Raw genomic sequence first — 13,033 nt, 5'->3', positions numbered from 1 at the left:
GTTACCTTCTTAAGAATGTTTTTAATAATTGTTCGGTTTCATATAAAGGTAAGCCTACAACAGAAAAATAGCTACCCGCAATGTGTGTTACAAAGCGGCCGCCTAAACCTTGGATACCGTAGCCACCGGCTTTATCTTGTGGCTCACCTGACTCCCAATAAGCATTAATTTCTTCATCTGTTAAGGTTTTAAAAGTAACATCTGTGCTTACAACACAGCTAAGCACATCATTTTGCGTCGCAAATGCAACTGCGGTAAGAACTTGATGCGTGTTACCCGATAGGCGTTTTAACGTGTGTGTAAAATCGTTTTTATCGCGAGGTTTACCCAATGACTCGTTGTCTATAACAACCACGGTATCACTACCAAGTACAGGGCGATCGGTATATCCAAGCTCTACACCGCTTTGGGCTTTCAAGCGCGCTAAACGCTCAACAAGTGCTCTAGGTTGCTCGTTTGGAAGTGGGCTTTCATCTGCATCAACACTAAACTGTGTAAATTCGACACCTAATTGGCTTAATAACTCTTTACGACGGGGAGAGGCTGATGCCAAATATACTGCGGTAGTCATTACCTGATCCTAAAATGTCTGCGATATTTACGAAGTAGTAAAAAGACCCAAAACCAGCTAACCATTCCGGTTGCTACTGGCCATAAGTACTGTGGATTAAAATAAACCCCTAACAAAAAGTGATTTAGCCAAAACTGCATTAAGTGATACAGCGTTAAAAATAAACCAATTAGTAGGCTTTGTTGCCAAAGCGAAAAGTTACGAATTTTTTGAAAGTTGCTCGCGGTTACAAAAATACATACCGAGAATGTAAGCGAGTTCACGCCCAGCGGTGAGCCAGACGCTAAATCGATTAATAAACCAACAACCCAAGCAGTACCAATATTTAAACGATGCGGTACTGCAAGTGACCAATACATAAGTACAAGTAAAACCCAGTCAGGTCTAAATGGCTCAAACGAAAATGGAAGTGGCATTAGTGCCATTATTAACGCAAAAAAGATGCTTAGCGCAATTAACAATGAATAACGGTTAATCATCGCTGATTTGCTCCTGTTGATTACGCCATAAAATAACCAGCAAACGAATGCGATCTAGTTGCGCAATAGGTTCTGCAAAAACTTGTGCAAACGGTCGCCCTTCATCACGATTTATTTCGGTTACTACTGCCACCGGGTATCCTTCAGGAAATGTCCCCCCTAAACCCGATGTAACAAGTACATCGCCAATTCGCACATCTAAACTGTGTGGAACGTGAGAGAGCTTAACGACGTTAATTTTACCTATGCCTTCAACAACCGTTCGTACATCGTTACGAAGTATACGCACAGGTGTGGCATGTGTGGTGTCGGTCATTAGTAGCACGCGTGAAGTTGTTGAACCAACCTTTGTAAGCTGCCCTACTACACCCATTTCATCAATTACAGCTTGGCCTTCACTAAGCCCGTCAGTTGTACCACGGTTAATAACAACCTGATGACTATACGGGTTTGAATGTACAGAGAGTACCTGAGCAATTATTTTACGATTTGATTGCTTTGCAGATGAGCCTAATAAGGCACGCAGTTTTTGATTTTCTCTGGCTAGAAATTGATACTGCTGAAGTTGCTCGCTTTGTAGCATTTGCTTTTTTTTCAGCGCTTCGTTTTCAGTAAGAAGTTGATCCCGCGTATGCAGGCTTTTAGCACTTAAGCTAAATAATTCGTAGGGTAAATTAGCAACATAGATTAGTGGGCTAACTAGAGTATTAAGGCTGGTACGAACAACGGTACCACCTTGCGTATATCTGTCTCCAACTATGAGTACGATACTCAAAAGCACTGCGACAAAAAGTCGCAGTTGCAAAGAGACTGTGCGTCCAAACATTAATTTCATTAGTCGTAACTAAAAACGTCACCACCATGAACATCGATCATTTCTAATGCTTTACCACCACCACGCGCAACACACGTAAGTGGATCATCAGCTACAACAACCGGAATACCCGTTTCTTCCATTAATAAACGGTCTAAATCTTTTAACAATGCACCACCGCCAGTAAGTACCATGCCGTGCGCAGAGATATCTGATGCCAGCTCTGGTGGTGATTGCTCAAGCGCAACCATTACTGCACTCACAATACCCATTAACGGCTCTTGTAAAGCTTCTAGGATTTCGTGTGAGTTAAGCGTGAATGAACGCGGAACACCTTCGGCAAGGTTACGACCACGCACTTCAATTTCGATTGGCTCATCAGTTTTGAACGCAGAGCCAATTTGATGCTTAATATTTTCAGCTGTCGCTTCACCAATTAAGCTACCAAAGTTACGACGTACATAATTAATAATAGCTTCGTCAAACTTATCGCCACCAATACGAACAGACGATGAGTAAACAACACCGTTAAGTGAAATAATAGCCACTTCAGTTGTACCACCACCAATATCAACAACCATAGAACCTGTTGCTTCTGATACTGGTAAACCTGCGCCAATAGCTGCTGCCATTGGTTCTTCAATTAAGTAAACTTCACGAGCACCAGCACCCATTGCAGATTCACGTATTGCACGTTTTTCTACTTGAGTAGCACCACACGGTACACAAATTAGTACACGCGGACTTGGGCGCATAAAGTTATTGTTATGCACTTGCTTAATGAAGTGTTGTAACATTTTTTCAGTTACATAAAAATCAGCAATTACACCGTCTTTCATTGGACGGATTGCTTTAATATTTCCCGGTGTACGGCCTAGCATTTGTTTTGCTTCTGTACCTACAGATGCAACACTTTTAGGTCCACCAGCGCGTTCTTGGCGAATAGCAACAACAGAAGGTTCGTTTAATACAATACCTTCTTCTTTTACATAAATTAGGGTATTGGCTGTACCCAAGTCGATCGATAGATCGTTAGAAAAAATACCACGGAGTTTTTTAAACATGAGGCTGGATGACCTTTGAAATACGTTCTTATATTAGCTGCCTCACTTTAACATGCTCAACTATATGAGCAATATAAAGCGCAGCGCCTTTGTGAATTTGTGAAAAAAGGAAGCAAAGCTTCCTTAATTGAGTTTATCGTTCGCGAACTAAGCGAAAACCAATGTAGTTAGATCTAAAATCAGGCGCTAAAATTAAACGCGTAGATGCACGAGCAAGGCTTGGTGCAAAGTTCCACGCTCCGCCTCTTACTGCTACATCAGACTCACCTGATTCTTTATCGGTCCATTCCCATACATTGCCTACGGTATCGTATAATCCAAATGCATTTGGAGAAAAAGAACCTACTGGTGATGCACGTCTATTTGACCATTCACTACCACACCAACCACAGTTAGCTAGGTTTTTACCAATTTCGTTACCCCAAGGGTATTCTGTTTCGGTTCCTGCACGTGCTGCGTATTCCCACTCAACTTCGTTAGGTAAACGAAATTGCTGCCCTGTTTGACCCGATAACCACTCAGCGTAAGCTTTTGCATCGTTATAAGTTAAACATACAGCAGGAAAGTCACTGCCTTGCTCAAAACCAGGATTACGCCAATTTAAATTTGCTTCCCATACTGGTTCGCCATTTAAATAATACGCACATCCTTTATTTTTTTCCGCTTGAGTTTTATAACCTGTATTTGCTACAAATTTTTCGTAGGCACCTACGGTTACTTCTTTACTTTGCATAGCGAAAGAATTTGCTATTACTTTTTCAATTACTGGACGTTCATTAGCTAAACCATTGCCATTGATATCGCCCATTTTAAATTTGCCTGCAGGAATAACGACAACCGGCGTTTCAACGTTTGCATTTAATACATTAACGTTTTCACTAACCTGGCGTGTTGTTACTTCTGGTTGCTCTCGAGTATAGGTCGGTGCAGCAATCGACTTAGGCTTTTTTACCAAATTTGCATTAATTGTTTGTGCTTTATTCAAATCAACACGAACTTGATAAGGCTTATAGCCAAGTTTACGTATTTCAATGTTGTGAATACCCGACGGTAAACGTGTGATCAAGCGTGTTGAGCCAAAGCTTACACCATCGATAAACACTTCATCGTCGTATACGTTTGATCGTAATGTTAGCTCTATTGATTGATCCTTCTTCTTATTAAGGATAGAAGGGTAATCTTTTTTCACCGATGCAGGTTTAACTGAATAATCACGTACTGGCTGCTTTTCTAAACGAGAAACCGACACCGTGTTGCTATTATCCGCGCTATTACTGAATGTTAACTGACTATCAGTAAATGTATTGTTATACGCGGGTTGATAAGCAGCAGTAAGTGGCGTGCCGTACTCAGAACAATAACGGTTATCAATGCTTAATAAGCTACATAAACGGCTACTGTTTACTTCGCCGCGCATGGTTACGCTTAAGTTAACGTTGTAGTTACCTTGGCCGCTAAATGCACTGTTAACTACATGGCTACTTAATATTTGTACTTGAGCGCCCGCCAAATTACGTTTTGGCTCAACAATACGCTCTTCTGTTAGATTTGCAAAAATTTGATCAACAAAGCGTTTAGTTGCTTTTTGCAGCCCCATTTGCTGACCGCGTTGCTCACACGCTGCTAGCGTTTCTGTTCGCTTACAGTTAATCGTATGGTTAACTTCAAGCGTGCCTTCACGTGTAAACTCGTTACGTAAACGCTCTACTCTGGCTGTAGTTAACTGCTCTTTTAAGCTCTCTAAAGTATTTAAAAGCGTATGTTTAGCAACACGAATTTGCTCTATATCTTTACGGTGGGATGCAATTGCCGCCAACTGCATAGAAATATCATCTTTGTTTTGCTTATGATCAATCACCGCTTTTTGATAGCGTGATTGAGCCGCACTAATATTAATAGTGGGATCGTCAATTAAACGACGGTACATTTCGTTCATCGCATCGAGCGCTTGGTTTTTTTCTTTATCTAGCTCTGTAGAACGAGAACGAAGTAGCTCTAGTTGATTTTGTAACTGACTTTCTTCTTTAAGATGTTTTTCAAGTATTCTTGTCGAGTTATCGTATTCTGTCTGTTTAACACTAATCTCTGACTCAATTCCAGTTACTGTAGCTGTGTCTTGTGCAAATGCACTACTAGCTAACAAACTAGCTGAAATTAACAGAGATAAAGGAGTAATTCGCATATATTCCAGTCCCAAAAAGCGGCAATTATTTGGTCGTTATTATTTTTTATAATTAAAGCCTTATGCTATGTACTTGCAGCACAAAACACAAGCTTTGTTCAATTATTATCTTAGTTTACAACTATTCGCGTGTTTCACGCCAGTAAATAACCCGATCATTTCCTCTAAAGCGTCCAAATTGTAAAATAGTACGAGGATCAAGCTATGTTCCATCGCCCTGCCAATCCCACTTTAACCAATCATAAGTATTATATTCTAAGGTAAATTCACCCAAACCATTTGGCTGTGCATAAATACCGTTATCTGGCGGATATACTCCCGCTTCTAGCTGGCCAGATACACCAGTCCCATATTTATAGGTTAATTGTGGGCTGCTAGGTGATATTTGAGTAATTTGGGTATGATCAAATACACTACAGTTATCTTCAGCGTTATTTACAAATCCACTGCCGTTGTAATACTGAGCCTGCATAGGAATAAGTAAAGGGTCGAGATCGGAGCCTGCGTTATTACCAAGTACTAAACGTCCAAACCTAAACTCTATTGGTAATGTATTTAGTCGTACACTATTACAGCCACCCGAACATGCTGTTTGTGTATTAGGTTTATCATTTGCATCAATGAGCGTTGCTCCTTCTATGTTAGAAAGCGTTGTCATTAAACTGACCATAGCGAACGGTCCGTCTGCTTGCCCTACACCTAATCTTTGAAGTGTGGTGTTTATTTGACTCATTTGCCATTGGCCGTCGCTTATATCTCCCCAGTTATTATTCCCTAGGTTTACTAAGCGGCTAGCAAAATTAGTTGCGGGTACATAGTTAGCTACTTCATTATTTTCGGCATTAATGACTACACTCGATTTATCAAAGCCCTCTTTATAATTAGCCATTAGCTCACCATTTTGATTTAGTGCTTGTACTGTAAAGCCAAGTTCAAAAGGTTGATCAAGGTAAGTTAAATTACTGCCGTATTGCGTGCATTGTGCGGCAGCTTGAACCCCCACTACCTGAAACTGCGAAGGTGCAAAACGGCCAATGTTATATAATTCACCTTTAACATCTCCCGCGCCAAAGTAACGGCATCTTGAAGGCCTGCTGTTAAATCAATGATGCCAACTTGGTCGTAATTATACTGCGATATAGATTCACTCAAACTACCAGTGTCACTAAAGGCAACAGTGCTCATCGCTTCAAGCGTACCTTGAATGCCTGGCGTAGGCGCTTTAAGTAATGCCTCTACAAGTGGTTGCTCTATAATAAAGTGCTTAGCAATGGTGTTATTTATTATATTGCTGTAGTTATCTGGGTAACCATCGTTGTTAGTGTCTTGCCCTGTTTGCCATTGCACCGCATTCATTTTTAAATCGAATGCTTCGCCAGTTAATCTAAATAAACTTCCATCAGCGTCTGCTGCATAACCATCACTTGCAATTTCCATCGCTAACCCAAATGGCTTTACAACATACTCATTTGAACTCCCCGTTAGATTTACTGATAAATTAGTGACTGGGTCTAAAATTAAATTGGTATTTACATTTAAACTCAATTTTCCTGCATCGAGATAATTTATAACAATCGGGGCTTTAGACTCACTATCAAAGTTTAGCGTGAACGATTTAGCTGCTTGCTCGACCGCAAAGGTATTATTGTTGTTACTAAGTGAAACCGTATCAGAGCAACTTGCACCCGCACTGCATGTATAGGATAAATCTAAGCTTACATCGCCACCTGCAGGAAATGCAGCTTCGCATACGCCCGCAGTGGTATTTGTTTTTACCGCTTGAATAGATAGCGCTTTTGCATTAAATCCAGTATTTGAAGGCTTTGCTGATAACTGAGTAGGAATTGTAGTATTTCCATCTGTATCATTATTAAAAATAAATCCAGCATCAGAAAACGTAACTTTACAGCCGCTCAAACCAACATTATTACCACCGATGTAACAACGAAGAGGTGCCGAAGGATCTGCAGTGTTATACCCAAATGTGACGCTACCAGTTGTACGTTTGGCAAACTCAACAGTTGTTGAGCCTGTAAAATTAATATTCTCCCCCGTAACCCAACTTTGTTGTCCACTATTATCTGGAGAAAGGTTTAAACTAGACGGCTCAGCAAATAGTAAATCGCAGGCGTCATTTGCGCAGGCTGTGAGTGTCATCTCTTTAGCTTCACACGTTAGACCTTTGTTATCGCTGATTGTTAAACGATAATGATCTAGGGTTTCTGGTGTATAAATACCACAAAAACCAGGGATACTCTCTGGTACTGGTAGAGCGTCAAACGTTGAGCTCCCTTCGGTAATAATTTGAGTAGCCGATGTAATTGCCCCCTGATACGTTACATTTTGTGCGATTCTTACCTCACCAGTGGCAACAATATAGGCCGCAATATTGGCATCGGCTGCAATAGCAACCGCACCATCCACATAAATAGCCAAGTACGCGCCAGTTTCGACCACTATATTTGTTTTACCTATATTCAAAAATGAAGTTGATAGAAGTGAGGTTGTGTCTTTTAAAAAAATACGTGTAGGCGCTGTCACTCTGTATTGTGTTTCCAGCATACTTAACTGCAACTCATCGTAATAATACATTCATTTTGCTGCTTTGCATTGTGAGTGTTATTGGGTAATCAATAAAATCAGCCACAATATTTTCAGGGGCTATATCAACTAAATCTTTTGTAGTCCAAGGGAGTGACTGAATTATTTCTTCATCGCTGAGATTTGGTTTATCCATTTGCACTATTTGATAAAAATAGTGCGGTATAACTAAATTAACGGCACAAATATCAGTAGAAACCTCATTTGTACAAGCAACAATTGCAGCGGTATAATCAGTTTGCTCAGACACATTAACACTGTGAGAACTGTGAACCATCCATCGGTCGCTTTGTTTTTTTAAACATACTGCGTTAACAGTATCTGCGTAAGTTGCAACACCAATAGCTGTATTTGGATCTAAACTACGATTTAACCACGAAAACAGCTTTTCTTTCATATAGCTACTAATGTTAATTATGTATGAAATAAGTGTCGTACATTTTAACTACTTTGCCAAATTGAAAACCAAAAAAATGCATGAAACATTCAAAATAGATGAAAATAACCAAATACAACAAATAGATAGCTCGTTTCTAAAAAAGAGAAATATTTATTTAGGTATAAAACGTGATGATTTGCTTCATCCGTTAATAAGTGGCAATAAATGGCGTAAATTAAAATATAATTTAGCGTACATGCAAAAGATAAATAAGACAGAACTTCTGACTTTTGGTGGTGCATTTTCAAACCATATTCACGCCTGCGCAGCTGCGGGAAAAGAATTTAATATAAAAACTCACGCGATTATCCGCGGACCAGAACTTGATAACAACAATCCAACAATTCAGTTTGCAAAACATTGTGGTATGAACCTACATGTTGTTAATCGTATAGAATATCGAAAACGTCACGACACCGAATACCTTAATGCTCTGCAAGAGCGTTTTCCAAACGCTTATATCATCCCTGAAGGTGGTACAAATGAACATGCTTTATTAGGGTGTAAAGAATTAGTACAAAGCTTACCCGAACATAGCTACTTAGTTTGTCCTACAGGTAGTGGTGGCACGCTTGCTGGACTAATAGAAGGCAGTGCTTCAACAACACAAGTTATTGGTATAGCGGTATTAAAACAAGCTGAATATTTAAATGAAGAAATAAAAAAGCTGAGCGCTAAAGCTAATAACCAAACTAACTGGCAATTACTCACAGAGTTTCATGATGGGGGTTATGGTAAGTTTTCACCTGAGTTATGGCAGTTTTGCCAAGATATGAGTCACACTTATAATCTGCCACTTGAGCCTATTTATAGCGGAAAAATGATGTATGCATTGTGGCAGCTTATTGAGCAAGATTATTTCCCATCTGGGAGTAAAATTATTGCTGTTCATACCGGCGGGCTTCAAGGATTAAATGGGCTTAAATATAGAGGGTTAATCTAGATCTTAATTAAATACCGCTTGCGTAAACTCTTGAAGCGGCTCTGAAAAGTAAAAACCTTGAGCTCCTACCACTCCCAATTTGGTAAGCGTAAGTAGCTCTTTTTGAGTCTCTACGCCCACCGCGTATACGGGTAGATTTAAAAGACTAGCGGCTTCGACTATCCTTTTTATTTTCTTTTGATTTTGAGTTTTTTCATCTAATAAATGAACCAGTTCGTATGATAACTTAAGCCCACATACTTGGTTATAATCAACTAGCATGGCTACTTTCTCACTGCTTTTTACATTATCAATCACAATGTGTGAATGCCCTTTTTTAATAATATTAAGTGCATTAGTTATCGACTCTCTGTGAGTAAAAAATTCTGCCTCACTTATTTCAAATTGTAATTTAGTATTTAACTTAAGCCCTGCCATTTGATTGGCTAACCACTCCCAAAATACAGTATTAAACCAATTTTTAGGGTGTAGATTTACACTAACAGTTAAAGCCGAAGACTCACTGAGCATTAGCTTTTTGACTTGTGTTATTACAGCTTTATCTAATATTAAAGCGTCTTGATCACTATAAACCTGCTTAATAAAATAACGAGCGGCCAGTAAACCAAGGTGGCTATGCCTAACCCGAATAAGAGCTTCATGCTGCAGGATATCTCCACTAGAGAGTTCAAATACAGGCTGAAAGAATAATATAAATTTATTCTTTTTAATGTTTTCTATAACCTGTTTGCTAGAGAGGTGTTTTTCTTGGCTGTGATTTAACGTTAAACGGTGGCAATGCTGCAATAGGCTGCTTTGTGATAGCGCGAGTGCTGATTTTGCTAGCTTATAAACCGCCACTTGATCAGCGCCTAATTGATAATCACACGCACCTATTTTAATATTTTTATGAGTAATATTTTTTTGATGATTTTGACATATTAAAAACACATTTTTATGGAGCTTTTCAACGTAGCTATTCAACTCGCTAATAGAAATGTTTGGTAAGGTAACCGCTAAGTAATTAGAGTTTAGTACTTTTACCGACACATCCTTAAGTTCGGCTAATTTTTTAGTAATTAAGACTTTAAAATTGGCTTCTATATCCGTTTTTTTATCAAAGCTACAATCACACTCAATAAGTAAAAATAAGTTATGTGATGCAGTATTAACTCCATACAAAGAACTTAAATCACATTTTTTTGCCTGTTCGATTAGTTGAGTATTTTTATGCCTTTGTTGAATAATTTTAGTCGGCTGTATAACTGTATTCTTAAGCATTACTTTACGGTTTACTTTTAACAGGCTCCACCAGCGATAAGACCAATTAGCAGCGCCTAATATAATCAGATTTAAAAATATAAATAAGTAGCTTTGTGTTACCCACACTGGATAGTGATAAAGGCTCAAACTTAACGTTTTAAAAGTAAAAACTTCGCGTTCTAAATTTACTAAGTTCCTAAAGTGATCTGAAGAATTTTGCACCCCCAGCTTAAAGCCTTCATTTTTAGCTAATGCGACTAACACTTCATTATTTATAGAGGGGGATAAATTTAATTCGTAAACACGCTTAACGAACTGCTGTCCAGAACCATGTGCTTTTTGATGTAATGCATCATTTAAAATGAAATTAAAACTAATAAGTATCACCAGAAACAGAACAAAAGAGATACCTTTGAAGTACTTTAAAAGCCAGAGTTTACTCTTTTGCATAGCCTGCCACTCGTTATATTAATAACTAAAGTGTTGTTCAATATCTATAGAAGCACAAGGTTGCAAACTAAGTTTAAACTTTTATTAATAGCACTAAACAAAAAACACTCAAATAAACGAGAGCTTACAAAAATAAACAGCTATGCCCTTTATTCTGTAAATAGATGAAAGCCATCGACAAAGCATTAAATCTCGTAACTCTTGTACTTTAGGGTGTGATTCATCTTCACTATCAGTTTGAGGTAAACCTTCAGGATTAAAAATTTTAACCTCAGCACCAAAGTACGTTAATAAACGTGCACTCTCCTCTATTACCAACTTGCTATAAGAACGCGCTCTTAATGATCCATATCACAATAAAATTTTAGGTTTGTGCTCAGAAAAACTAACGTTAAAATTTTAGTATGTGGAACAACGCTGTGTGTTTTATTTGTATTTGGTAACCCATTAACTTCTGACATTTATAACTCAACCTTTGCCAAGTGAATATACGAAAAATCGAATATATGAAATTTCACATACAAACACGTTAATCAAATTCTATTTTATAAATTTTTTAAGTTATTAAAAAATCGGCTCAAGCCAATGGAAGGGATTACGGTAGGTATTTGATAAAAATATTAAATTATATGTATAGCGCAACTATTTATTTAAACAGCGAATTATAGTTTCACGTAGTTTTTGTGTTTTAATGGGTTTTGCAACATGAGCATTCATGCCAATAGATAAGTATCGTGTAATATCATCTTTCATAACATTAGCTGTTAAGGCAATTATTGGAATATTTGCGATAGTTTCATCACTATCATTACGAATAATTTGAGTCGCCTCAACACCGTCCATGATAGGCGTATGAATATCCATTAAAATTATATCAAACGACTCTAATTTTACTGTTTGGATGCACTCTAATCCATTATCAACTAAGTAAACCTGAGCGCCGCTATTTTCTAGTATGTTGGTAACTATTAGTCGATTGATTGAATTATCTTCCACAACTAATACTCTAATACCCGCCAGCGACTGTTCACTCACAGTATTTACTTTAGGCACTTCATTAAAAAAACCTAACACTCTACTGCTCACCTCCTTATACAAGACACTCGAATAAACAGGTTTTTGCAAAATTGTGTTTATATTTATTTTGTTAGCCACATCATTAAGTAAAACCTCATGATCCCTTGTAAGTACAATTATATTATTGCAAAGCTGGGGATTAATATTATAAATACGCGTTAAAAATGTTTCACTACTCATCGCTGGCATTATCCAATCGACAATAATGACTTTAAATTTTTCTTTATTCTGTTCAATAATATCAATAGCTTGCTTAGCAGACGAGCACGCAGTACATACTAAACCCATAGCTGTAAGCTGATTTTCAATTACTTTAAGGTCATCTTCATTATCATCTATAATTAATACATCAAACGGATCAGTAAAGATTAGGTTAGCCGTATCATCAATCAACGCTTGGTTGTTCAATTTAACTTCCACCGAAGCAACAAACTCACTACCCACACCTTGAGTGCTGTGTACCGTTATATCACCACCCATCAATTGGCATAAACGCTTACTAATTGTTAAACCTAACCCTGTACCACCAAACTTCCTAGTTGTAGAACTATCTGCCTGAGTAAATGATTCAAATAAATTGCTAAGATTATCCTCAGCGATGCCAATACCTGAGTCTTTAACTGTAAAATATAAGCAAACACTTTGCGGATCGTCTAATAACTTTCTTGACTCAATTAAAACCGATACAGTGCCGTGAGGGGTGAATTTAATTGCGTTAGAGCATAAATTTAACAGCACCTGATTTATTCGCACTACATCGCCGATTAAGTCCAGTTTAACTGCCTCATCAATGCTAATATCAAATGTGACCCCTTTACTTTGGGCCAATTCATTGAAGGTTGCTTTGATATAATCAACAACCGAATTTACGGAAAAAGGAAATTCTTCAAGGTTAACATTTCCAGACTCAATTTTTGAAAAGTTTAAAATATCGTTAATAACCACCAGGAGTTGATCTGAGGAATATTTAATTTTATCTAAATAATGCTCATACTCATCAGGTAAACCTTTTTCGAGCAAAATATTAGTCAAACCAATAATCCCACTCATAGCTGTCTCTTGATCACAAGTCTGACTCAAGAGATTTTGCTAAATCGTAGCCTTCAAGGATGGCTTGTAATTTAAGCCATCCTTGCCATAACACTTTCACAGATGCACGCCCTGTGCGCTT

10 protein-coding genes and 2 pseudogenes are annotated in these 13,033 nt (G+C 38.1%); 1 reads left to right on the top strand and 11 read right to left on the bottom strand.

Annotated features, from left to right (window positions below; genetic code table 11):
- Position 1 precedes the first annotated feature (1 nt).
- The 8 genes and pseudogenes from I6F10_RS11785 to I6F10_RS11755 form a co-directional block, all read right to left on the bottom strand.
- On the bottom strand, positions 2-571 hold the full coding sequence (locus tag I6F10_RS11785; protein ID WP_002958404.1) for a Maf family protein: 570 nt from the start codon (positions 569-571) through the stop codon (positions 2-4).
- A complete protein-coding gene (mreD, locus tag I6F10_RS11780; protein ID WP_002958403.1) occupies positions 571-1,050 on the bottom strand; it encodes a rod shape-determining protein MreD in 480 nt (159 codons plus the stop codon). The genes I6F10_RS11785 and mreD overlap by 1 nt, the downstream gene beginning before the upstream one ends.
- Complete coding sequence (mreC, locus tag I6F10_RS11775) at positions 1,043-1,885, bottom strand: rod shape-determining protein MreC (protein WP_173400216.1); 843 nt, start codon at positions 1,883-1,885, stop codon at positions 1,043-1,045. The genes mreD and mreC overlap by 8 nt, the downstream gene beginning before the upstream one ends.
- On the bottom strand, positions 1,885-2,928 hold the full coding sequence (locus I6F10_RS11770) for a rod shape-determining protein (RefSeq protein WP_002958401.1): 1,044 nt from the start codon (positions 2,926-2,928) through the stop codon (positions 1,885-1,887). Before I6F10_RS11770 ends, mreC begins: the two co-directional genes overlap by 1 nt.
- A 133-nt stretch (positions 2,929-3,061) precedes the next feature.
- Entirely contained in the window at positions 3,062-5,110 is a 2,049-nt protein-coding gene (locus I6F10_RS11765) for an SUMF1/EgtB/PvdO family nonheme iron enzyme (RefSeq protein WP_197098875.1), read from the bottom strand.
- A gap of 121 nt (positions 5,111-5,231) precedes the next feature.
- Positions 5,232-6,146: pseudogene (locus I6F10_RS20245) on the bottom strand (DUF6701 domain-containing protein).
- Positions 6,113-7,702, bottom strand: a complete 1,590-nt coding sequence (locus I6F10_RS20240; protein WP_231619943.1) for a DUF6701 domain-containing protein — start codon at positions 7,700-7,702, stop codon at positions 6,113-6,115. The pseudogene I6F10_RS20245 and the gene I6F10_RS20240 overlap by 34 nt, the downstream one beginning before the upstream one ends.
- Entirely contained in the window at positions 7,686-8,108 is a 423-nt protein-coding gene (locus I6F10_RS11755) for a hypothetical protein (RefSeq protein WP_197098874.1), read from the bottom strand. The genes I6F10_RS20240 and I6F10_RS11755 overlap by 17 nt, the downstream gene beginning before the upstream one ends.
- A gap of 76 nt (positions 8,109-8,184) precedes the next feature.
- Here I6F10_RS11755 and I6F10_RS11750 point away from each other — a divergent pair, with 76 nt between their 5' ends.
- Complete coding sequence (locus I6F10_RS11750; RefSeq protein ID WP_165742880.1) at positions 8,185-9,093, top strand: 1-aminocyclopropane-1-carboxylate deaminase/D-cysteine desulfhydrase; 909 nt, start codon at positions 8,185-8,187, stop codon at positions 9,091-9,093.
- Positions 9,094-9,096: 3 nt separating this feature from the next.
- On the opposite strand, the gene I6F10_RS11745 is transcribed toward I6F10_RS11750, so the two are convergent.
- The 3 genes and pseudogenes from I6F10_RS11745 to I6F10_RS11740 form a co-directional block, all read right to left on the bottom strand.
- The gene (locus tag I6F10_RS11745; RefSeq protein WP_197098873.1) at positions 9,097-10,785 is read right to left on the bottom strand and encodes an EAL domain-containing protein; all 1,689 of its coding nucleotides are present in this window, start codon (positions 10,783-10,785) and stop codon (positions 9,097-9,099) included.
- A gap of 180 nt (positions 10,786-10,965) precedes the next feature.
- A pseudogene (locus tag I6F10_RS20235) lies at positions 10,966-11,181 on the bottom strand (NADPH-dependent FMN reductase); the annotation flags it as partial.
- Positions 11,182-11,427: 246 nt separating this feature from the next.
- On the bottom strand, positions 11,428-12,912 hold the full coding sequence (locus tag I6F10_RS11740) for a response regulator (RefSeq protein ID WP_231619942.1): 1,485 nt from the start codon (positions 12,910-12,912) through the stop codon (positions 11,428-11,430).
- Positions 12,913-13,033: the final 121 nt, after the last annotated feature.

Source organism: Pseudoalteromonas sp. SWYJZ98 (assembly GCF_015864495.1).
Taxonomy (GTDB): domain Bacteria; phylum Pseudomonadota; class Gammaproteobacteria; order Enterobacterales; family Alteromonadaceae; genus Pseudoalteromonas; species Pseudoalteromonas distincta.
This window is presented reverse-complemented; position numbering and strand designations above follow the sequence as displayed.

What these genes read in the sequence shown, in the direction of transcription:
- I6F10_RS11785 (WP_002958404.1), bottom strand. Translation starts at nt 571, where the DNA reads ATGACTACCGCAGTATATTTGGCATCAGCCTCTCCCCGTCGTAAAGAG.
- mreD (WP_002958403.1), bottom strand. Translation starts at nt 1,050, where the DNA reads ATGATTAACCGTTATTCATTGTTAATTGCGCTAAGCATCTTTTTTGCG.
- mreC (WP_173400216.1), bottom strand. Translation starts at nt 1,885, where the DNA reads ATGAAATTAATGTTTGGACGCACAGTCTCTTTGCAACTGCGACTTTTT.
- I6F10_RS11770 (WP_002958401.1), bottom strand. Translation starts at nt 2,928, where the DNA reads ATGTTTAAAAAACTCCGTGGTATTTTTTCTAACGATCTATCGATCGAC.
- I6F10_RS11765 (WP_197098875.1), bottom strand. Translation starts at nt 5,110, where the DNA reads ATGCGAATTACTCCTTTATCTCTGTTAATTTCAGCTAGTTTGTTAGCT.
- I6F10_RS20240 (WP_231619943.1), bottom strand. Translation starts at nt 7,702, where the DNA reads ATGTATTATTACGATGAGTTGCAGTTAAGTATGCTGGAAACACAATAC.
- I6F10_RS11755 (WP_197098874.1), bottom strand. Translation starts at nt 8,108, where the DNA reads ATGAAAGAAAAGCTGTTTTCGTGGTTAAATCGTAGTTTAGATCCAAAT.
- I6F10_RS11750 (WP_165742880.1), top strand. Translation starts at nt 8,185, where the DNA reads ATGCATGAAACATTCAAAATAGATGAAAATAACCAAATACAACAAATA.
- I6F10_RS11745 (WP_197098873.1), bottom strand. Translation starts at nt 10,785, where the DNA reads ATGCAAAAGAGTAAACTCTGGCTTTTAAAGTACTTCAAAGGTATCTCT.
- I6F10_RS11740 (WP_231619942.1), bottom strand. Translation starts at nt 12,912, where the DNA reads ATGAGTGGGATTATTGGTTTGACTAATATTTTGCTCGAAAAAGGTTTA.